19 protein-coding genes are annotated in these 22,661 nt (G+C 39.6%); 9 read left to right on the top strand and 10 right to left on the bottom strand.

Annotated elements, in window-relative coordinates:
* The first annotated feature begins 11 nt into the window (after positions 1 to 11).
* From ACPEEM_RS04300 to rplT, 4 genes are all read left to right on the top strand, one after another.
* On the top strand, positions 12 to 614 hold the full coding sequence (locus tag ACPEEM_RS04300; protein ID WP_424407897.1) for a hypothetical protein: 603 nt from the start codon (positions 12 to 14) through the stop codon (positions 612 to 614).
* Positions 615 to 906: 292 nt separating this feature from the next.
* Positions 907 to 1,449, top strand: a complete 543-nt coding sequence (gene infC, locus ACPEEM_RS04295; protein WP_424404015.1) for a translation initiation factor IF-3 — start codon at positions 907 to 909, stop codon at positions 1,447 to 1,449.
* 110 nt (positions 1,450 to 1,559) lie between these two features.
* Positions 1,560 to 1,757: a 50S ribosomal protein L35 gene (rpmI, locus tag ACPEEM_RS04290; protein WP_005596065.1), complete on the top strand. Its 198-nt coding sequence runs from the start codon at positions 1,560 to 1,562 to the stop codon at positions 1,755 to 1,757.
* 70 nt (positions 1,758 to 1,827) lie between these two features.
* The gene (rplT, locus tag ACPEEM_RS04285) at positions 1,828 to 2,181 is read left to right on the top strand and encodes a 50S ribosomal protein L20 (protein WP_005596075.1); all 354 of its coding nucleotides are present in this window, start codon (positions 1,828 to 1,830) and stop codon (positions 2,179 to 2,181) included.
* Positions 2,182 to 2,647: 466 nt separating this feature from the next.
* Here rplT and dolP read toward each other — a convergent pair whose 3' ends face one another.
* The 4 genes from dolP to ACPEEM_RS04265 all read right to left on the bottom strand — a co-directional run bounded on the left by dolP (position 2,648) and on the right by ACPEEM_RS04265 (position 5,973).
* Positions 2,648 to 3,232, bottom strand: coding sequence for a division/outer membrane stress-associated lipid-binding lipoprotein (gene dolP, locus ACPEEM_RS04280; RefSeq protein ID WP_424405888.1), 585 nt, complete (start codon positions 3,230 to 3,232; stop codon positions 2,648 to 2,650).
* Positions 3,233 to 3,294: 62 nt separating this feature from the next.
* Entirely contained in the window at positions 3,295 to 3,882 is a 588-nt protein-coding gene (locus ACPEEM_RS04275) for a D-sedoheptulose-7-phosphate isomerase (RefSeq protein ID WP_424403426.1), read from the bottom strand.
* Between the two features lie 5 nt (positions 3,883 to 3,887).
* A complete protein-coding gene (locus ACPEEM_RS04270; protein ID WP_424405884.1) occupies positions 3,888 to 4,247 on the bottom strand; it encodes a YraN family protein in 360 nt (119 codons plus the stop codon).
* Between the two features lies 1 nt (position 4,248).
* The gene (locus tag ACPEEM_RS04265) at positions 4,249 to 5,973 is read right to left on the bottom strand and encodes a penicillin-binding protein activator (protein ID WP_424407895.1); all 1,725 of its coding nucleotides are present in this window, start codon (positions 5,971 to 5,973) and stop codon (positions 4,249 to 4,251) included.
* Positions 5,974 to 6,051: 78 nt separating this feature from the next.
* On the opposite strand from ACPEEM_RS04265, the gene rsmI reads away from it, so the two are divergent.
* Entirely contained in the window at positions 6,052 to 6,894 is an 843-nt protein-coding gene (gene rsmI, locus ACPEEM_RS04260) for a 16S rRNA (cytidine(1402)-2'-O)-methyltransferase (protein WP_424407893.1), read from the top strand.
* Between the two features lie 109 nt (positions 6,895 to 7,003).
* On the opposite strand, the gene pbpC is transcribed toward rsmI, so the two are convergent.
* The gene (gene pbpC / locus ACPEEM_RS04255; protein WP_424408215.1) at positions 7,004 to 9,313 is read right to left on the bottom strand and encodes a penicillin-binding protein 1C; all 2,310 of its coding nucleotides are present in this window, start codon (positions 9,311 to 9,313) and stop codon (positions 7,004 to 7,006) included.
* Between the two features lie 101 nt (positions 9,314 to 9,414).
* The gene (gene asnS, locus ACPEEM_RS04250; protein WP_424407891.1) at positions 9,415 to 10,818 is read right to left on the bottom strand and encodes an asparagine--tRNA ligase; all 1,404 of its coding nucleotides are present in this window, start codon (positions 10,816 to 10,818) and stop codon (positions 9,415 to 9,417) included.
* A 289-nt stretch (positions 10,819 to 11,107) separates the two neighbouring features.
* On the opposite strand from asnS, the gene ACPEEM_RS04245 reads away from it, so the two are divergent.
* Both ACPEEM_RS04245 and bioD read left to right on the top strand, forming a co-directional pair.
* Positions 11,108 to 12,328: an ROK family protein gene (locus tag ACPEEM_RS04245; protein WP_424407889.1), complete on the top strand. Its 1,221-nt coding sequence runs from the start codon at positions 11,108 to 11,110 to the stop codon at positions 12,326 to 12,328.
* A 99-nt stretch (positions 12,329 to 12,427) separates the two neighbouring features.
* Positions 12,428 to 13,162 carry a dethiobiotin synthase gene (gene bioD / locus ACPEEM_RS04240; protein WP_424403414.1) on the top strand — a complete coding sequence of 245 codons (735 nt, stop codon included), beginning with the start codon at positions 12,428 to 12,430 and terminating at the stop codon, positions 13,160 to 13,162.
* A 59-nt stretch (positions 13,163 to 13,221) separates the two neighbouring features.
* Here bioD and ACPEEM_RS04235 read toward each other — a convergent pair whose 3' ends face one another.
* Entirely contained in the window at positions 13,222 to 13,836 is a 615-nt protein-coding gene (locus tag ACPEEM_RS04235; RefSeq protein ID WP_424407887.1) for a DedA family protein, read from the bottom strand.
* 238 nt (positions 13,837 to 14,074) lie between these two features.
* Between ACPEEM_RS04235 and rplY the strand changes: the two genes are divergently transcribed.
* A complete protein-coding gene (gene rplY / locus ACPEEM_RS04230; protein ID WP_424403410.1) occupies positions 14,075 to 14,359 on the top strand; it encodes a 50S ribosomal protein L25 in 285 nt (94 codons plus the stop codon).
* A 152-nt stretch (positions 14,360 to 14,511) separates the two neighbouring features.
* On the opposite strand, the gene ACPEEM_RS04225 is transcribed toward rplY, so the two are convergent.
* The 3 genes from ACPEEM_RS04225 to ACPEEM_RS04215 all read right to left on the bottom strand — a co-directional run bounded on the left by ACPEEM_RS04225 (position 14,512) and on the right by ACPEEM_RS04215 (position 21,691).
* Complete coding sequence (locus ACPEEM_RS04225) at positions 14,512 to 18,366, bottom strand: tetratricopeptide repeat protein (RefSeq protein WP_424407885.1); 3,855 nt, start codon at positions 18,364 to 18,366, stop codon at positions 14,512 to 14,514.
* Positions 18,367 to 18,443: 77 nt separating this feature from the next.
* Positions 18,444 to 20,282, bottom strand: a complete 1,839-nt coding sequence (locus ACPEEM_RS04220; protein ID WP_424407883.1) for a hypothetical protein — start codon at positions 20,280 to 20,282, stop codon at positions 18,444 to 18,446.
* 566 nt (positions 20,283 to 20,848) lie between these two features.
* Positions 20,849 to 21,691 (bottom strand): patatin-like phospholipase family protein, encoded by an 843-nt coding sequence (locus ACPEEM_RS04215; RefSeq protein ID WP_424407881.1) that lies wholly within the window; start codon positions 21,689 to 21,691, stop codon positions 20,849 to 20,851.
* A 158-nt stretch (positions 21,692 to 21,849) separates the two neighbouring features.
* Between ACPEEM_RS04215 and truA the strand changes: the two genes are divergently transcribed.
* Entirely contained in the window at positions 21,850 to 22,644 is a 795-nt protein-coding gene (gene truA, locus ACPEEM_RS04210; protein ID WP_424403402.1) for a tRNA pseudouridine(38-40) synthase TruA, read from the top strand.
* Positions 22,645 to 22,661: the final 17 nt, after the last annotated feature.

Raw genomic sequence — 22,661 nt, 5'->3', positions numbered from 1 at the left:
CGAGGTGAAATATGAAATTGATAATCAAATTAGCAACATTAGTGTTAAGTCTAAGTGTATTACTTGCTTGTGAGCCTAAGGGACCATCACCTGAGCAAATTGCAGCAGAACAGCAAGCTAAAGCACTCTATGATAGTGCTAAAATGGATTATGACAAATATCAAGAGTGGCGAAAGAGAGCGAATGATTCTGCTCACTCAATGAGTTCATTAGGGCTAAAAATGAAGTCTTTAACACTAAATCCGCAGGATATCAGTTCATCATCCTATAAAGAGATTGTTCAAGCCTATGAAGATGTGGCTAAGAAACTGAATGACGTGGCGGATGAATTGACGAATTTGCAATTTAACGATCCTGCTTTTGACGAGATTAAAACGAAAGGGAGTGAAGCGTTCAAGACGTTGGCGACATTAACACAAGAATCAATCCCATATCTAACAAAAGAAATGCCTACTACACTAAGAAACGATATGGTAAATCGCAGAAAACAGGCTGTGAATATAATAAATAATCATTTGGTTTCTTTGGAAAACAACGTGATTAAGTCCCTCAAGGCGACGGCGAACAAATATCATGAACTCCATTCTCAAAATGAAAAATTAAGAAAAGAATGATGTTAACATCCCTTAAATGATTCAGTGCGGTTAGTTTTCATAACCGCATTGTATTTTTATGTTGTGATAACCCACACAAGCCTACTTAAACCTATCTCAAGATCCATGCATGACGCCAAAACCTTATCGGTAAAGGCAATCAGTATGATTTTAATAATAAAATAACAGATTAGTTATTGCATAAACACACAAAATCAAGTAAAATTCAGCCCGTTTTGCTCATGTTAGAGCACCGAATCGTCTTCTTCTGCTAAGTAGATGATGTTATGTAAACCAATAGAGGAATAAGATTATTAAAACCGTAAAAAAAGCACCAGTTGCTAATCGTCCGAATCGCATTAATGATGAAATTCGAGTGAAAGAAGTTCGTTTGATTGACCAAGATGGCGAACAAGCGGGTATTGTCTCAATTCAACAAGCGTTAGAAATGGCTGAGCAGGCTGAGTTAGACCTTGTTGAGATTAGTCCAAATGCAGAGCCGCCAGTGTGTCGCATTATGAATTACGGTAAATTCCTTTATGAAAAAGGTAAAGCGGCAAAAGAGCAGAAGAAGAAGCAAAAAGTTGTACAGGTGAAGGAAATTAAATTCCGTCCAGGTACAGACGAAGGCGACTATCAGGTAAAACTACGCAGCCTGATTCGCTTTTTAGAAGATGGGGATAAAGCCAAAATCACTGTTCGCTTCCGTGGACGTGAAATGGCTCACCAAGACATTGGCTTAGAGGTGTTAGAGCGTGTTAAAAACGATCTAGCAGAGATTTCAGTTGTAGAATCTGCACCTGGAAAACTCGAAGGCCGTCAAGCGGTTATGGTGCTTGCCCCAAAAAAGAAATAATTAGTGCAAAGATCAAGTAAGAAAGTGCGGTGAAAATCTTTTACATTTTGACCGCACTTTGTTCGCCTAATTATCCAGTATTCACTTAAACAATGCGGAGTTATGTAACAATGCCTAAAATTAAAACAGTACGTGGTGCTGCGAAGCGTTTCAAGAAAACAGCTTCTGGTGGTTTCAAACGTAAACAATCTCACTTACGTCACATTTTGACTAAAAAGACAACTAAGCGTAAACGTCATTTACGTCATAAATCCATGGTAGCGAAAGCTGACCAAGTTTTAGTCGTAGCGTGCTTACCATACGCATAAACCGCGTTTTAAGTACAATTCGTACGATTTAGTGATATTTTAGATTCAATAGACAATAGGAGATTAAATAATGGCTCGTGTAAAACGTGGTGTTATTGCAAGAGCACGCCATAAGAAAGTTCTTAAGGCTGCTAAAGGTTATTATGGTGCTCGTTCACGTGTTTATCGTGTTGCGTTCCAAGCAGTAATTAAAGCTGGTCAATATGCATATCGTGACCGCCGTCAACGTAAACGTCAATTCCGTCAATTATGGATTGCTCGTATCAATGCGGCTGCTCGTCAAAATGGTTTATCTTACAGCAAATTCATCAACGGCTTGAAAAAAGCATCTGTTGAAATCGATCGTAAGATCTTGGCTGATATTGCAGTATTCGACAAAGTGGCTTTTGCTGCGTTAGTTGAAAAAGCAAAATCTGCACTTTAATCCATTAAAGTCAACATAACTTGGGATACAATTTCGTTTTCCCAAGCTGTTAATAAACCCTCGGTTTTAATCTATCGAGGGTTTGTTTTTTTCTCTTTCCCTATGGATTTTCTCTTTATCCCCATTCTATTATTTCTTACCCAACTTGTTCCACTTCAATTGGCTTCTACATCATGTTGATAGGTTTTCGGTATTTATTTAACATTAGCCTATTTTGTGAAAAATGAAATACCATCAAACGTCTTTGCTTAAAAAGGACGCTTAATCACCAATAATAAGCTTATCCTCAAAATAGGGTGGATCATATGCGTAAATCGGGCGAAGAGGGCGTAAGGAAAGCGATAATTTGAAAGAAGATTTGGCGAAAATAAGGCAGAATTCGTAGATTCTGCCTTTTTTAAATAATTTGGAAATTTTTTTAAAAACGACCGCACTTCCATTCAAATAAGTGCGTAAAAAAGAGGCGTTAATTGAGGTATTGCACTACCTTAATCACTTTTTTCACCCCTGAAATATTACGTGCTAAATCGGCGGCCGCATCGGCTTGGCTTTGGGTTAAATTCCCGATTAGGAAAACTTCGCCATTTTCAGTAATGACTTTCACATCACTGGTTTTAACACGGGCATCTAAGAGCATTTTGGATTTCACTTCCGTGGTAATAATGCTGTCTTTGGCGATTTGACCAAAGGTGAGATTAGGTTGGATACGAATTTGATTATAAACATTGCTGACGCCTTCGACGCCTTTTGCCAAGCTTTCAGCCACATCTGAAACACTGTTTGACGGTGCTTGACCAATGAGGAGGACACGTCCTGTGTAGGACACAATATTAATCCGTGCTTCAGATTTCACTTGTGCATCTTTATTGATGGCAAAGCGTACTTTTTCCTCAAGTGTTTCATCATCAATTTGTGTTCCTACACTGCGAGGATCGGTGGCGACTTTGGTCGCAACGGCGGCTGTGCCTGCAATGGTTGCGGCAACACAACCTTGTAAGAGGATGGCACTGCCGATAATCATGGCTAATTTTTTGATGTTATTCATATGCATTATATTGTTCTCCTTTCACTGATTTTGCATCTAGTGTTGTTGAATTCCATGAGGTTGTCAAGTTATGGATGGGAAAATAGCGTATGGTCAATGAGCTCACAAAGGGTGTTTACAATAAAGCAATGACCTTCAATAATTCGGCTTTCTTTCATGGCTGGAATGGCGATTTCTAGATCATTTTCTGTTAAAAAGCCTTGAATATGATCATTATTTGCCCCTGTAAACACGATGACTTTGATGGTTTTGTTCACTGCACTGTTAATCGTATTAATCACCATTTCTTCGTGCTGAGGAAGTGGAGAAAATGCCACTAAAATATCGCCTTCTTGTGCAATGGCATTAAATTGGCGTTGGAAGAGGGTATCGCTATTTTCATCTAAGATCATGGCAGAATTGACGGCACTGTCTAGACTGAGTAGCACGGAAGGAAAGCTTGGGCGTGCCAGTTCATAACGATTTAATAAATTGGCGACCAATAACTGTGCATTAATATAGGAGCGTCCATTACCACATACAATAATTTTGTTGCCCTGTAACAAACTCGTCACAATAGCTTGTGCGGCTTGTACAATCGCATTAGGCAGTAAGCTTGAGGCAGATATTTGAGTTTGGATACTTTCGGTATATAAATCTTTTAATTTTTCTAACATAATTTTTAATCAAGAAAATTGGGAATCCATTCAATGTCTTGGCTTGTTTTGCCAAAGGCAACTAAATCGAAACGGCAATCCGTGTCTTCTAAACTGAGGTTTTGTTGGGCGAGCCAAAGAGAGGCGGCGTCGATCCATTTTTGTTGTTTTTTCCAGTCTACACTTTCAATAGCACTACCGAAGGCATCATTTTTACGTTGTCTTACTTCAACAAACACAAGGGTGGATTGATCTTGCATGATGAGATCAAGCTCGCCACATTTAAAGGACTGGTTTGCAGCAATAAAACGCATGCCTTGAGATTCTAAAAAGAGGCGAGCTTGTTGTTCAAATCTCGCCCCTTGTTGACGTTTTAATGAGAACATCTTAGTTCAATGGAATAATGCCGCCATTTTGATATTGGAACCACGTCATATCACGCTCAATATTACAATTTGAACCCGCACTGAGTTTGCCGGTTAAACCATCAATATGATAGCCTGGGACTTGACGTAATTCGTTGAAGTGATTAATGAGCAACCATGCATCAGCTCCCATGGCATATAAACGCATAAGGGAATAATCTCCTTTTGTGAGGGATTCAATACGTTTGTATTGTGCTGAAGTGGTGTCTTTAAAGAACGGAAGATCACTAAATTGTACGCCTTCCATTAACAAATGGTATTCAGGACCATTATTTGCCGAGTGACTGCGTGAACTGGTATATAATTTGATGGCACGTCCACTATTGTCAATGTTGGTTTTAATTTCAGCTAATTGATCGCTCATCGCAATAATATAAACAGCTTCAGCCTTTGGACTTGTGTTATCTTGCAATGCATAGCTGATGTCTGCCGCTTGGTTATAGAATTTGATATTGGCATCGGTAGCGGCTAATTGTTGCCAACGAACATTATAGGCAGAAGCGGTGCGTTGACCTAAATCGTTTTGTGGAACAAACACCAGTGGGCTACGCACACCATCTTTCCACATTTTGTTTGCGGCAGATTCTGCCTCATCTTCTGGCGATAAACCATAGTAGCAAAGCTGGCTAATGGCTCTTTCGTTGGAGGTGGAATTCAGTGCCAACACATCTAATCCTTGCACCAATCCACTGTTATTGAGCACGCCGTCCACATTTTGTTTTAATAAGGGACCAACCACGGCTTTAATGCCCGCTTGTTTAACTTGATTAAATACGGTGTCGATCGGTGCACTCATGGTATCAAAGACTTGAACTTGTGCCACACTGTCATCTTTCACCGCATCAAAACCCGTTTTAACGGTATTCCCGATAAGTTGTGCATTGCCACTTAATGGCAACAATAACGCTACTTGGGATAAGCTTGTTTGTTGGAAATTAAACAAACTTTGCAATTCTGTTGGGAATAAGTAAGCGGCAGAGTGGGTTGGATAAGCAGTTTTCCATTGTTGAATGGCTTGGCTTAATTGGGTTGGATTATTTAAGTTATCATTATAAGCACGAGTTAACGTTAACCATCCGCCTAATTCAACATTGCCACTGGCATTTGTATTATTGATGACCCCACGATTGGCATTGCGTAATAAGCTCCAAGTGCGGTCAATATTGGCTTGTTTTCTTTGTACATCGGTGAGTAGCTGCCCCATTTTAATACGGGCTTTTACGGCTTCGATCACATCATAACGATTTTCTGCAATACGGGCTGCCACATCGTAGTAACGTGCCATTTGGGATTTACTTAACAAGCTTAAATTGATTTTTTGCAATTGACGTTCTGCCACCGTGTTTTTTTGTTTCAGTACAGAAATATTGGCTTCAATAATCGCCTTATCGAGCAATTGTTCTTCGTTTAGCTCTTTGAGTTCAGCAAGTAATGCTTCAGCATGAGGGACTTTATTTTCGGTGAGTAAAACACGAGCGGCTAAAAGTTTATAGGTTTGCTGATCTTGTTGATCTTGCATTTGGTAAACTTTGTTCATATAAAAATCAGAACTGGCATTCGCATCCTCTTTTAATAGACTGGTTAATCCGCCGCCAAAAAAACTGTTGGTACAGCCTGCCAGTAAAAGAGTGAATAAAAAAGGCATTAATCGATTTTTAAAATGAAAGTGTTGTAATAGAATAGTCATAATTACTCCGTTTGTTAACAACAATAGCTAACGATCTTACTTATCTCACCTACTAAAAGCAAATAAAAGAAGTATCAAATGAATAATTTATCAGGAATTTTATATATTGTCGCCACGCCAATTGGGAATTTACAAGATATTACACAGCGTGCCTTAACGGTTTTGCAAGACGTGGATTTAATTGCCGCCGAAGATACCCGTCATAGTGGTTTATTGTTGGCTCATTATGGCATTAAAAAACCGTTTTTTGCTTTACATGATCATAATGAACAACAAAAAGCCCATTTGTTAGTGGAAAAATTGCAGCAAGGCAATCATATTGCCTTAATTTCTGATGCTGGTACCCCTTTAATTAACGATCCTGGTTTTCATCTTGTGCGTCAATGTCGTCAAGCGGGCATTCAGGTTGTACCAATTCCGGGGGCTTGTGCAGCCATTACCGCCCTTTGTGCATCGGGTATTGCTTCAGACCGTTTTTGTTTTGAAGGTTTTTTGCCAGCTAAAAGTAAAGCAAGATGCGATAAGTTACAACACTTGGCGGAAGAAGAACGAACTTTGATTTTCTACGAATCAACGCACCGTATTTTGGATACGTTAGCGGATGTAGAACAGGTGCTTGGGGCAGAACGCTACATAGTATTGGCTCGTGAAATGACCAAAACATGGGAAACCATTCGGGGCGATTCGGTGGCGAATTTACGCACTTGGTTACAAGAAGATCCTAATCGTACTAAAGGTGAAATGGTACTGATTATTGAGGGTAGCCCGAAACAAGAAGAAAAGGAAATTAGCCCACAAGCTGTGAAGGCCCTTAAATTAATGAGCCAAGAGCTTCCTTTGAAAAAAGCGGCTGCTATTGTGTCTGAGTTGTATGGCTATAAAAAAAATGCCTTGTACCAATATGGACTAGATCATTTTTAATCTGTTTTTTAACGCTATGCTGTTTATCATGGGGTTACAAAGTGCGGTCTATTTTTGAAAAGTTTTGGAATCCCCAATGAGTAAAGACCGTATAAACCCACGGTCTTTTTTAAAAATGTTGAGGCTGCACAGTGATTGACACACTGGCACTTCTGCCTTGATCATCCACCACGGAAATTTGATATTGCCCCGAGGCGGTCGGTTGCCAAATGAAAGGTTTTGTGGGCAAACTTTCACCCACAAACGCATGGTTGATAAACCAAAACAAGGAGTGAACATCCCCCGCCGCAATGGCAGACAAGGCAATGCCGTTTTGAGCCGATTGGGATTTGAGGTAATAATCACGCTGTGTCATCGGCGAAGTAATACGGGGGTTATTTTCATATAAGGCTTGTAGTGCCTGTGTGTGTTGTTCATAAGGACAAGCTGGGTTGGTTAAGGGCGAACGTTTTATGATGCCTGCTTGAGCAAATAATTGTTGAAAATCACTGGACCAGATTTCGTAAATTTTTTCTGTGGTTTCTGTGTCGTGATAAGGCTGACAAGCGAGCATATCAGTGTCTTTGATCACCTGAAATGCCCGATAGAGTTGGCTGACTTTAATAGGGGATTTACCCGGTATGAATAATGTTTTGACTTGATGCGGACAATATTGATTAGGTAACTGTCCATCTGCTGCACACACCAACACCTCTTTGATATTCAACCCTTCTGTGTTATTGGGATCTTGCATTTGCGGTTCCATGGCAATTAATGCATCAGCTAGCTGAAGAAATAATGGCGTGGCAAGGGTGCGACCGACAAAATGTGGGTTATTTTGATTATTAAAATTGCCAAACCACACAATGAGGGTGTAATGCCCGAAATATCCTGCTGTCCATGCATCTCTCAAACCGTTGGACGTGCCCGTTTTCCAATATAAAGGCAGGCGAGTTTTAATGGCTTTATTATGCACATCAGGACGCCTGTTTTGGCGTAAAATGTCCTGCATCATCGCCACACTTTCCGCACTAAATAAGGTTTTACTTGTCTGTGGTGCTTGTTGGTTTAACCAACGTAGCGGTTGCCATTGCCCTTGATTTGCAAGACTTGCATAAAGCGTAGCCAGCTGTTGCATACTGATTTCTGCCCCACCTAATACTAACGATAAACCGTAATGTTTTTTGTCTTTCGGCAAATTAATGGCGGCTTGTTGTAGTACATCATAAAGATCGGGGGAAAGCTGTTTTGCCATATCAATAGCGGGAATATTTCGACTTTGTAACAAGGCTTGGGTAACACTGACGGGGCCTAGAAAATTGCCTTCGTAATTTTCTGGTTGATAATCACCAAATGCGGTCGGTAAATCTTTTAATACGGTTCTGCCATGGGCTAAGCCTTGATCAAAGGCTAAAGTATAGACAAAGGGTTTAAGTATGGAACCATAAGAACGGGCAACGGCTGTCCCGTTAATTTGCCCTGAAATGTTATCATTAAAGTAATTACCCGATCCCACCAGTGCTTTGACCGCCATATTACGATTATCCACTAGCAACACTGCCGCATTTTGAACGCCTTTTGTGCTTTGTTGAGTAAGATAACGGGCGGTGACACGTTCAATCAAACGTTGTTGCGTTAAATTGAGTGTGCTATGAATTTGGTGCAGTTCAGGATACTGCAACAACAGCTGATCAACAAAGTGCGGTGCAAAAAACGGCAATTTTTCTAATGGCCGCAAACCATAGTTAAGCCGAAAATCCGCTTGCCATTTTTGATCCTCTGGGTGCTGTATCAGCCAGCGTTGGTAAAGTTGATTACGAGCCTGAAAAAGGACAGGGTTAAGTTTTTCATTGGCATGACGAATATAACGATTTGGATTTTTAGGCAAAATCGCAAGGGTCATGGCTTCTGCTAAATTAATTTGCTGATTGGCTTTGTTAAAATAAATGAGGCTTGCAGTGCCTGCTCCTTCAATATTTCTGCCATAAGGGGCAAAGTTAAAATAGGCTTCTAAAATGTCTTTTTTTGAGTAACGCAGTTCCAGTTGGAAGGCTCGCAAAATTTGTTCAAGTTTACCGAACACACCACGGCTATCAATATCCCATAAAATACGTGCCAATTGCATGGTAATGGTTGACCCACCTTGTGGCGAATTGCCTAACACATAGGTTTGCCAAGCTCCCCGTAATAGCCCATAGGGGTTGACACCGAAATGCCAATAAAACCATTCGTCTTCTTGAAATAAGACCGCATCAATCAATTTGGGAGAAAGTTGGTCAAGTGGTACCCATAAGCGGTATTTCTCATCTTTGGCTGTCGTTAAACGTAACAATGTTTGTTTTTCATCATACACCGCCGTGGAATAGGGGAAATGCTGTTTTAAAGGTGGGGCAGGAAACAGGCGAAGAAGAAAGATAAGACACCCACATAAAAAGATCATGCCAAGCAAATGAAAAACAGATTTTTTACGGAATATCTTAATCATAAACTTGCCTAAAAAAATTCCCCTTAATGACTTAAGGGGAATATGATTATGTGCAATTAGAAGTTTGCGTTACGTGGTGCACGTGGGAATGGGATCACATCACGAATGTTTTGTACACCTGTTACATACACGATTAAACGCTCAAATCCTAAACCGAAACCAGAATGAGGCACTGTACCATAACGACGTAAATCACGATACCACCAATAATCTTCAGGGTTTAAGCCCATTTCGAGCATACGTTTGTCTAAAACGTCTAAACGTTCTTCACGTTGAGAACCCCCGATGATTTCACCAATGCCAGGGGCAAGAACGTCCATCGCCGCCACGGTTTTGCCGTCGTCATTTAAACGCATATAGAACGCTTTAATGTCTTTCGGATAGTTTTTTACCACCACTGGGGATTTAAAGTGTTCTTCCGCAAGATAGCGTTCATGTTCAGAAGATAAATCAATTCCCCAAGATACTGGGAATTCGAATTTTTTGCCTGATTTGAGCAATACATCGATAGCATCAGTGTAATCAATTTGTGCAAAGTCGGAGTTGATGAAGTTTTCTAAACGGGTAATCACGTCTTTATCCACGTGTTTTTCGAAGAATTTTAAGTCATCTTTGCGTTCAGCTAACACCGCACGGAACACATATTTCAACATATCTTCAGCTAATTTTGCATTATCAGCAAGGGTAGCAAATGCCACTTCTGGTTCAATCATCCAAAATTCTGCAAGGTGACGGGTGGTATTTGAGTTTTCCGCACGGAAAGTCGGACCAAAGGTATAGATTTTGCTCAACGCACAAGCATAAGTTTCGCCGTTTAACTGACCTGATACCGTTAAGAAGGCTTCTTTACCAAAGAAATCTTGTGAAAAATCTACCGCACCTTTTTCATCACGAGGCAGATTTTCTAAATCAAGGGTCGATACACGGAACATTTCGCCCGCCCCTTCTGTATCCGATGCGGTGATTAACGGAGTTGCAACCCAATAGAAACCTTGTTCATGGAAGAAACGATGAATGGCTTGTGCTAAACAATGACGCACACGAGCAACCGCACCGATAATGTTTGTGCGAGGGCGTAAATGTGCCACTTCACGTAAATATTCAATAGAGTGGCGTTTGGCTGCCATTGGGTAGGTTTCTGGATCTTCAACCCAACCTGCAACCTCTACTGTTTCTGCTTGTAACTCAACAGCTTGACCTTCAGCAGGGGATTCCACAATGGTACCCGTGACTACCACGGAGCAGCCTGTGGTTAAACGTAAAACATCAGATTCGTAATTTTCAATATCATTATTCACAATCGCTTGGATTGGATCGAAACAAGAACCGTCATAAATCGCTAGGAAAGAAAGACCTGCTTTTGAATCTCGGCGAGTGCGAATCCAACCTCGTACGGTTACTTTCTCACCGATGGCAATGTTGCCTTGCAATACATCAACAATAGATGCCACTTTAGTCATATAAAAACCTCAATTTTCAACAAATTTTTGTGAATAAATAAACGGATATAGTTTACATCAAGTTAAGCCAATAAACAAAACGTATTAAAAATTTTGTTTTTGTGAAGAAGTCCGCATATTTGAATTAAAAAACTTGTTTTTATAATCATAACTGGTATAAGTGAAGGTTTCATTTCTGGCGTTTTTAACGGTTCAAAGTGAATGAGATGTCAGTGTTTTCTATTTTTTGAAAAAAAGAATAAAAATAGAAAAAATAGTTGTAGAAAATAACTCTTTGAGGTTTAGTCTTATGCCAAAAATTAGAAAAGAAGATAAGTTGCCATTACGTTTAAAACAATTAGGTAAAATTTATCAGTTGGTTGAACAGTTTGAGGAAATTTCCCGTATTGATCTTTCTAAAATTTCTTCTTTAGCTCCCGCAACCATTACGGCGTTGACCCGAGAATTAATTAACGAAAAATTGATTGTTGAGCGTGCTGTGCAAAATACGGAAAGCCGAGGACGCCCAGCGATTGGCTTGTGTGTATCTCCTTTTTATTGGCAATCATTATGTGCCACCTTAGTTGAAAATCGTTTTGAAATTATCTTAAGCGAGCTTGATGGCTGTACAATTAAACAAGTTGCTTACCCCTTAACGGCAAAAGAATTGACGCAATTAGAGCCCGTTCTTACCCAATATTTACAATCCTTTTTACAAGATACCAAACAAGAACTTAATCATTTGATTACCTTTTCTATTGCTGTAGGAGGCGTGTTAGATCGAGAAAAAAGACACTTGTTAAAATTAGGTGAAACAGAATTAAATATTGATTTACAAGCCCTTTTCGCCCCTCACTTTAAAACCCCAATTTTAATCACAGAATATTTTCAAACTTGGTTATTGGCAGAGTCTGCCTTAGGTAGCGTGATCAATTGTGATAATGTGTTGTTTGTGCAATTAGATAATGGCGTGAATTTTAGCGTGTTATTAAAAGGCGAAGTGTTATCTAATCGTTATCAAACCCGAAGCAGTATCAATCGTATGATTGTGCCAAAACATAATGCGTTACAGGAACTCATTTCCCCCGATCTGGCGGATATTGAGCGTTATCAATTAAAAAATCAAATTACGCATAAAGCCATTTACCCGTTGATTCATCATTTTTATCCTGAAACAGAATCCTTACATAGCACAGAAAAAATTGATTTTTTATGTGAAAAAGCTAATGTTGGTGAGGAAAATGCACAACAGATTCTGTTCCATGTAGCAGACAGTCTTGCTTATATTTTAATGAATTTAGTCAATATTTTTGGCTCAGAAAAAGTGATGTTAAGTGCCAGTTATTTAGGGGCAAAAGATCTTTTCTTAACGCGTTTAAACACACAATTAAAACAGCATTTAACCGATGTTTATGCCAAAGTAGAAGTGATTACGGGGAAATATGAGTGGAATAGTCCCGTGATTGCGACCTCTGCGATTAAACAGGGCATCTATGATGGCAGTTTGTTAGGTCATTTCATTCGTGCATAACTCAAAGGAAGTAATTGCATAAAAACTTGTGTTAGCTCAAAACTTGAAAAATTCAATTCCTTTAGAATGCCAAAATGATCATTTATGGGAGATGACAAGATGAGCAGTTTTTTTGTTACAGGTACGGATACGAATGTCGGTAAAACGGTGGCAAGCCGAGCGATTATACAGGCCTTACAAAATAAAGGGATACAAATTGTCGGTTATAAACCCTTGGCTTTTGCTCGTGAAGAAGGCATTTATTCCGATAAAGAATGTCTTCATGCACCGGTTAGCGATTATGATTCAGAAGATAATTCAGATGTGTTAACACTCATGAATTCAAGCAATGAAATCTTGAGCTATCAAGATATCAATAGCTACACGTTCAAATGCACGATGCCACTTTTTACCGATGAAGGAACACGTATTCGGATTGAGAAATTAAACACGGATTTATCTCGTTTAAATGCTAAATATCAATCCGTTTTAGTTGAAGGATCTTGTGGTTGGCTGACACCGATAAATAAGCATCATTGTTTTGCGGATTGGGTGCAAGAACAAAAAATGCCGGTTATTTTAGTGGTGGGGATTAAAGAAGGGTGTATTAATCACGCCTTGCTAACCATGGAAGCGATTTTGCAGCGTGGTCTCCCTTTGTTAGGTTGGATTGCAAATCGGATTAATCCTTGTTTAGGACATTATTCTGAAATGATTTCGGTCTTAAGCGAGAAAATTGATGCACCACTATTAGGTGAGATTCCTTATCTTCATAAACCAGAAGAGCAAGAATTAGGGCGTTATATTAATAATCTAGATCGTTTAACTTACATGAAAACGGCATTCGTTGATTGACCCTTCATAAGAAAAAAGCGTTTTGTTTTTAACAAAACGCTTTCTTTTATACCGCACTTTTATTTAAGTTCTGCCTTGGCTTTTTTGTTTTGACGCCATTTCCAAAATAGGAAGATGGCAAGTGCAATGACAAGGATGTAAATCACAACTTGACCTTTTTTAATTTGCTCATGTAGCCAATCAAGATTTTGAGCACCAAAGTAGCCCAAGTAAACCCAAATTGGCACAGAAATAATAGCAGCAAAAAAATCAATAATGACAAAGCGAGTAAAACTCACTCGGCGAGTAACCCCTGATACCATATAAATCACGGCTCTTAAACCTGGTAAGAAACGTGCAGTAAATAACACTCGGTTACCATATTGTTCAAATTTATCTCTGACGAGCCTTAATCGGTTTACCGTAATTAATTTACGCATAAAGCGGAAGCGTAGGATTTTCGCTCCGTAAATGCGACCAAGCCAATACATACAAGAATCACCCGCTAAAACCCCAAACATGCTCACGGCAAGCATGGTGTGTACATTAATATCATCAGGGTATAAGCCTGCAATGACCCCACCAGATACTAACGTAATATCTTCTGGAATAGGTAAGCCAAAGCCACAAAGAATTAAGACAAATAAAACGGCAAAATAGCCATAATCAGAGAAAAACGAAATTAATAGTTCCATTACATACACTCAATAAATAGGATATTTTATAGATAAAAAAGATGGCGTCATTCTACCTCTTTTTTCATGAAAACACCTAATAAAAAGTCAGATTAATTCTTGATAAGCATTTGCTTTATGCCAATAAATTCACTATAATTCAGCCTCTCAAAGTTAGGCTTTGAGCAAATTTATGGAAAATCGCTGGGTCGCCTGCGATTTTTGTCTTTTTCACTTTTTACTATGAGATAGAGCAAAAATGTTTAAATTTAATGCTGAAGTTCGTCAAGCGCAAGGTAAGGGTGCGAGCCGCCGCCTGCGTCATAATGGTCAAATCCCTGCTATCGTTTACGGTGGTAGCGAAGCACCTGTTTCAATCATCTTAAACCACGATGATTTAAACAATGCACAAGTGCATGATGCATTCTACACAGATGTGATCACATTAGTGATTGAAGGGAAAGAAGTGGCAGTTAAAGCACAAGCTATGCAACGTCACCCATTCAAACCAAAATTAGTTCACATCGACTTCAAACGTGTTTAATGGATTGTAAAATCAGATAACGCATTTGCGAACCCTTCTATGGCAACATGGAAGGGTTTTTCTTTTTGAGGATATCCCACCGTATATAATGTTTTACCTAGGTTAAAAACACACCTCATACTGAAAAGTGCGGTGTGTTTTGGGCTTTTTTTTCATTTATCCGCTTGCGGTAAGGGCGGTTCTGGGGGCTTGGGATAAAAATGCTCGGAAGAAGCCCGAAGTTTGATGTAGGTTTCGTGGTGTTCTTTCATCCGTTTATCATCTTTTAAATGTTGGTAAATTTGCTCTAATTTTTGATGCAATAATATAGTCTTTTCAAACAAAGATTGATTTTCTGGTTGTTGAATTAACAAGGCTTCTGAAAAATGCAATGCTTGTTGGTAGTAATAATTGGCTTGTGTGTAATAATGTTTTGAATGAGCAATATCTCCTAAAGATTCATAAGAAATGGCTAAATCCTGTTGTGCTTGCGGATTATCTGTGCGTTTCAGATAGTGCGTATAACGAATGTGAAAACTGCTTTTATAGTGTTTTTCTGCCGTGTCAAACTCTTTTTGTGCTTGAGCAAGATTGCCTAATTTATGGTGTGCCATACTTAATAAACGTTGCATTCGTTTATTTTTAGGGCTTTGTTTGACTAAACTATCAAAAATCTGAAAGGCGTGCTGATAATCATGTTGTGCACGGATAAATTGTGCTTGGCTGAGGGCAAGATTGCCTAATTTGTCATAAGCAATCCCTAAATTGAGCTGGGCTTGGCGGTTATTGGGAGAGGCATCCGCTAATTTTTGAAAAATATTGAAGGCGGCTTGGTAATATTCCTCTGCTTGAAGAGGCTGATGTTGTTTTTCAATGACATCGGCAATTTTTTCATAAGCAACCGCTAAATTTCGTTGTAAACGGCTATTGTGTGGATCTTGTTTTGCTTGTTGTTGTTCAATATCAATAGCTTTTTGGTAATAAGCCTGAGCTTGACGAAAATCTTGCTGTGCTTGTTTGACATCACCGAGATGTTCATAAGAAATGCTGACATCTTGTAAGGTTTTTTGGTTAGCAGGATCTTGTGCTAATCGTTGTTGAGTCAATTCAAATGCGATTTGATAGTATTCAAAGGCTTTGTTATAGCGAGACTGGGAGAACATTAATTGACCAAGCTTATGGTAAGACATGCTTAACTCACGCCAATTGTTATCGTTCACCTCTTTGTCATTAACGAGCATTTGATCAATTTTTAGTGCGGCTTGGTAATGCTTTAAGGCTAATTGAGGGCGATGGCGTAAATGATAAATATCTCCTAATTTTTTATAGGCAATACTTAAATGATGTTGAAATAAAGGATCTTGCGGATATTGTTTCGCCACGTGCTGACGAATGTTAAACGCCGCTTGATAATGTTTCAATGCCAGTTTAAGGTTGTGTTGTGCTTCAGCAATATTGCCCAGTTTTTCATGTGCAATACTAAGATCTTGCTGTGCTTTGGGATTATCGGGGTTTTGATTGAGTAAGTGTTTAAAATCATCAAAAGCCCGTTGATAATAGTGTTTTGCCCCTTCAAAATCTCCTAATCGCCAAGTATAACTGCCTTGATTGACATAAGATGTGGCAATTTGACGTAATTGCCGTAATTCTTTGTGGCAAGCATACTGTTCTAAATGTTGGCGTAATTGTTCGATTTGGGCATAAATACCACTTTGTTTTGTAGTGGGAACATATTGTTCGAAGACATCTCGTACATCAAAATTTAAAAACTGAATGGCTTGCCCAATTTCCTTGAGTAAAATCCTCGATCGTTTTAATTCTGTTTGATAATTTTTCGTTTGTTGTTCGGCTTCTTGTTTTTTATCAAAAGCAAAAAGCAATGCCAAAATAGACAGGCTCAGTAAAAAAGAGGAAAGGGCAAGCCCAAATTTTGTACGTTTTAAGGCATGGGCACGCGAGTTGGCTAACTCACGAACGTTGTTTAATTCATCAGTTTCTCGTTGACGGCAGGCATTGAGGTATTGTTGTTGGGTTTCCGTAATATAGGCATGAAATTTCCCTTGTTGCAAACGTTCAGCATCTTGTAAGCGTCCGCCTCTCAATCTCAACCATTCAGGATCGTTTCCAGCGTTTAACCAAGCTAGACTCTCGACTTGTAACATTTCTAACAGGGATAAATCGGCAATATCTTCTTTTAGCCACTCAGATAAAACCTGCCACTGACGTAAAATACTTTCATGTGCTAATTCAATAGTAATGCCTCGTTTATAGCAAGGGAGGCGTTGCTTATCTTGCGTTATTGAGAGGCTGGCATGGTAATCTTTAGTCAGTAAGCGGCTTTCCACCAAGCAATCAATGAGTGGGCGGACATCTTCAGGAATATCATCATAATAGGCCACTTTACGGTGCGGCCGATGGGTTTTGAGATCAATACTGGCTAAGGCGGGAATAAAAGCACGGCGTAATAATGCCATGCACGCTTGGTGATCTTGTGGAATACGGGGATCTTTTTGTGCATTGCGTAACGCTTCTTCAATCGCTATATTCACCGCCCCGCGTAATCCACCTAGCCCAGAATGTTGCTGTGTGCTTTCATCTTGAAAGGTAAGGTATTCCTTCAACTCTAATTTGCCGTCTTCCGCATAATCAATATATAACCGCTCAAGGGTAAATGCTAATAATGGTAAGGCATCTTTTCCTCCATCTTGTTCTAAATCTTTTAATAAGCGATCCGTTAACATAGGATCCACCCAAAGTGGTTTTTGGGTGTTAGCCAAGAGTTTAGCGGGACCTTCAATAATTTGTTGGAATGCCCCTTTAGCAATGCGAGGCAAAGAGAAGGGATACTGCTCAATGCCTTCTAATTCAGGCGAGGCTTGCAAAGCGGCATAGGCATCGGTACGAATGGTTGCCAATAAGAGCAAATCGACTTTTTGGCGGCAAATCAATTGGGCGATGAGTTGCAAAAAAACCTGGGTTTGTTCATGCTGTTCAGTAAAGAGTTCTTCTGCTTGATCTAAAGGCAAAATCAAGGTGGGCGAAGACCTTGAACCTGTTGCATGCGAAAAGGTTTGTGGTTGATTCGCTTGGATGAATGCTTCCAATAACTGTTCTAATTGTGTTAACACGTCTGCGTTGAAGTCAGGGTTATCTGCTTGATATAAGCTTTCAATCAGTTGGCTCAGTTGTGCCTTGCTGTAACCTAGTTTGAGGTGCTCGCTCCCTTGTGCTAAGGCTTCAATGAGCCCTTTTTCCCCAGATAACACCGCATCATGGGGGCGAACAATGGGTAAAACAGTAAAATGCTGCGGGTGACGAATTAAGCGAGGCAAAATCCCTGCACGTAAAAAAGAGGATTTCCCTGAACCAGACGCCCCTTGAATGATCATAACACGAGTCTGAGTTGTGGTTCGTAAACGCTGCAGTTCTGCCATGAAAGATTTAATTGCCCCATCACGGCCGAATAAAATTCCTGCATCTTCCTGTTCTAAGGGTTTTAAGCCTTTATACGGATTAGGTGGACGATGATATTGCGAAAGTGGTGGCCATTGAAAGCATTCGGGATGTAATCCAGAATACGTCAGCCCACGTTTTAAGCTTTCCAAACCCGTTTGGCTGAAGTTCACCACACTTGCCTCACCATTAGGTAATTGAACATGCAGCTTTACCGTTGGATAGCCGAGGGTTAAATAGCCAATATTCCATTTATCTAAAATCGCATGGGGAATTTGTTGTTGTGTTAACGGGCGAATAACCAAAGGAAACAAGGGCTTATTTAATGTGACTGCCATGTGATATTCTGCCAAACAATACTTAGAAGCAAGCCAATGTTCAGACATGAGTAAAATCATGGCTTCACATTCCTCAATGGCATCACGCAGTTTTTTACGCCATTCTTCCCCAACCTGAATACCATGTTCGGGATCTAAATCCAAAAATAAAGACCAACCTTGTTCACGTAACCAATCACGCAAGGCGATGGATTGTGCATTGTCAAGGCTTGAATGACTAATAAACAATTGGCTCATAAAGTTTCCTGTTAAAAAATAGATACTTCCATGTTCAAGAATGTTTAAGATAATCTGTGGCACAAAGCAGATAAAGGCTAATCCACTTTAATCAGTTGATAATAGGCTTGCACCTTTGGTTGGGCTAAAATAAAGGGAATTAAACGAATTAAGCATTCATCTTTATACAATGCTTGTTCGGATAACTGGTCAAAAGCCACTAAACTAGAATGAAGTTGCAGTGTTTCATCGTTTTGAGTCGCATACAGCCAACCATCGGTGACTCGCTCTTGGTAAAAACGTTGGTGTTCAACTTGTAAAAGATCTTCAAGATGCTGGTGGATAGCACAATGCAATTGTGCAAGATGCAAGGTATTTTGCATACCTCGGGCAGGTTGATAACGTAATTCAAACCCCAATTCTTTTAATTTAATAAACAAGTGATCGGCCGCACAACGACTAGAGTGGCGGAAATTTTCTTGGAGTGATTCTCGCCAATGCTTTTGTGCGGGCTCAATGCTTTCCAAAAAGGCTTGTGCGAAACGGGGAGCAAAGTCTGGCGACTTAATGGCGGGTAAGTCGGGTGATTGCATCGCATGGTAAGCCGTATGAATAATCAAGGGCAAAATGTCATAACCTTGTTTGTTAGCAAAATCGGTATAGTGATCCATTATTGAAAAATAAAACACGTCTTGATTGTCTGGTAAGTTGGGTTTTATTTTCTGATTTAATGCATCAATATAAGCAATATCACGTCCACCAAGACAAGTGGTCATCGCAAAAGGTAGCTCAAGTGCGGTTAAAATTTGGCGAGTTTTATGACCCATTTCTAACATCAAGTAATCACTTTCATCATGAATATAAATATGCTGAAAATGGCCTTTTTGATTGATAATATCCAATAACAATTGTGGGGAAATATGCGGAATACTGCATACATGGTGTTGTAAACTAATAGGAAATTTTGCTGTGCCAAATAAAGGCGAATGCGGCTGTTGGGCACTCAAAATGGGATGTTTTTGAATAAATTGAACATAACTTTCCTCATTTTGGCTGAGAATACTGATATGTAGCTGATGAATATTGAGATAAGCCCCGTTTCGCATAATAGATAAAATCAATTGACGGGTGAGCGAGGTAAACCCTAACAAGCCAATATGCAATGGTCCTTCATGTTGTAGAGAGGAGGTATTTAAAGGCGGACGTTGTTGCAAAATGGTGCGTGCGAGTTGGTGTACGCTATTGATCCATGTTAATTCCCCATGCTTCTTCCGATACTCATGAAATAAGGGTTCATTATTTGCCATACGTTGCATTAATTGCCCCGTAATATTAATAAAAAGATGGGGTGGTTTGCGTGGGCTTTTTTCCAATAATGGAATAATGGATTTTGCGAGGGCTAAATTCACCTCATCTTGCAAGCCAATAAAATAAATATGCTGTGCCGCATGAAAGGGCAAATTGGTTAATTGCTGATGCGACAGTTCAGGTAAACGTAATAACTTATAGTGTTTTGCTGGCAATTCCTCTTGGTAAGTAATGCCATGAGGAGAGATGTCGATAAATAAGCGTTTACCTAAATGCGATGCCCGAATACTGACTTCCACCGCTGTAGCCGTTGTGCCAAACACAATGGTTTTTGCTGGAAATAAACGTAAGGTTAAATAGGTGACTTGTAAGCCAATCGTTTGTAAAAAGAGTTTTACGATGGCGACAACGGTAAATAAAGGCAAAGCAAAACGTGCCAATTCTAACTGCCAATTATCAACATGTTCTTCACCATTTAAGGTGACTAATTTAATGGTGTTATATAACGCATCAACGAAAGGCAGATTTTTTTGTAAATAGCCTACAATACCAATACAGAAAAAAGTGGTAAAAAAGACATACAATAAGTAGCTCGGAGCTTTTGATTTTAGCGGTAAGGTATACATCATCTTTATGTTTTATGTCATCGGCAAATCGAGGATAAAAATCAGTAAAAAAGTCTCATGTTGAATTAGCAATACTTTTCATATGGGTTACATCATTGTGTGATTATTGTGTTCTGTTTCTCATTTTCGCTATCTATGTACAAAACGTCGTACAAAAGCGTATAGCTAAAATTACCCGTGATCAGACATGAGGCTGACATAACATGAGAAATAAATGCGTTGTTGACCTGAATAGGTTATAGACCTGAATAGGTTATAGACCACCGTTATTGCACAATAAAGGTGATAGGGAATAGAAAAGCGAATAGTTAAGTTTGAATCAACATAATCATCCTTTATCAAGTTGAAACGAGAGGCTGCACATTCTATGTGGAAATTAAAAGTATACTGGTCTGATGTGTTATTAAAAACACCTATTTCATGAGTAATATTTGAGCGAACACATCTTCTTTCATATAACGCTTACTCTGTTAGGCACTCACAAAAAGGTGGCACCCCTTTCCGTTGCCAACAACAAAACCTTCTAAAAAATCACCGCACTTTTTCAATCAAAAGGTCAAGAAAGACTCTTAACTGGCTAAAAACTGCCGTAATTTATGTATTTCTCGTTGGGCATCTGCCACCCCTAAATCATACATGGCTTGGACTTTGTTTAGATCCTTTTCAAGACGTTTGATGGGTAAAGATTGAGAAGGGCGAATCACAAAAATTTCGTTGTTTTCACTCAGTTTAATGATTTCTTCTACCCGATCATTGTAATTTTGATAACGCAGACTCAGTTTTTCCACTAATTTCGGGTATTGGCGGTAAAAGGTGTTGAAAATCCAAGGCGGCGTAGGGGTTTTGCGATAGGCTAAGGGACGCGTTAAGATCACAATAATTTTGTCATAACCCAATTCTTGGCATTTTTTCAATGGAATGCTTTCTGCAATGCCACCATCAAGATAGTATTGCCCATTAATGTCAACCATTTTTGACACAAACGGCATGGCAGAAGTGGCTCGCAAAATTTCCATTTCTTGCAATACATCGTCCAGTTTGAAATATTCAGCTTCTCCTGTTTGAACATTGGTTAATGTGGCATAAAAATCAATATGAGAAGCACGAAAGGTGTTCAAATCGAAAGGATCTAAGGTAAAGGGTAATTCATAAAAGGCAAACGCTTTGTTGACAATATTGCCTGTTGTTAAGAGGCTATGCCAGCCCATATAACGCTTATCGTGGAGATATTTTTTATTGTAACGCAAGACCCGTCCTGGCTGTTTAGACGGGAAATTCACCCCGAATAATACGCCTGCTGAAACTGCCACAATGCCATCAATATGCAAATTTTCTTGTAAAAACACATCTAACACGCCTGCGGTAAACATCCCCCGCATAGCACCGCCCTCTAACACTAAACCCACTTTCATTTATCGCTTTTCCTATAAATACTTTTTTAAAATAGACCGCACTTTGATGGCATTTTCTCACAAAAGCAAAATTGTGCCTGATTTTTCTGCTTATCGCTAGCGGAAATCTCCTCTATAATAAGGCGTTTTACACAGTCTATGAAAAAAATAAGGAAAGCATGAAAATTGCATTGGGTATCCAATATAACGGAAAAGGGTATTTTGGTTGGCAACGTCAGGAAAAGGTGGCGAGTGTCCAAGAAACATTAGAAAACGCCATTTCTTTTGTGGCGAATGAGCCTTGTCAGGTTTTTTGTGCAGGTCGTACCGATTCAGGTGTCCATGCAACAGGGCAGGTGATTCATTTTGAAACCCATGCCAATCGCCCTGAAAAAGCGTGGAGCTTTGGGGTGAATGCAAATTTGCCCGATGATATTTCCGTCAGTTGGGCAAAGGTGGTCGATGAGGATTTCCATGCTCGTTTTAGTGCGACAGCTCGCCGCTATCGCTATCTTTTATATTGTCATAAATTACGTTCAGCAATCTTGCCTGAAGGGATCACCCATTGTCATTTGGATTTAGATCACCAATTAATGCATCAAGCCGGGCAAGCCTTGCTAGGGGAGCATGATTTTTCCTCTTTTCGTGCGGCACAATGCCAATCACATACGCCATTTCGTTGTGTGCATCATTTAAATGTCGTGCGTCGTGGGCAATATATTATTGTGGATATTCAAGCCAATGCTTTTGTGCATCATATGGTGCGGAATATTGTGGGGAGCTTGATTGAAGTGGGGGCAGGGCATCAGCCCGTAGAATGGCTAGGTTGGTTATTGGCACAAAAAGATCGCAAGTTGGCAGCACCTACCGCAAAACCAGACGGGCTTTATTTGGTGAATGTGCTTTATCCTGAACAATATCATTTACCTCAACATTCTTTAGGTCCGTTGTTTTTGGAAAATGAATTAGGCTAACTTGGGCTAAGCTGGTC

The organism is Pasteurella pantherarum (assembly GCF_049670885.1).
GTDB lineage: Bacteria > Pseudomonadota > Gammaproteobacteria > Enterobacterales > Pasteurellaceae > Pasteurella.
Note: the sequence above shows the minus strand (reverse complement) of the source record. Positions and strands in the feature narration are given on the sequence as shown.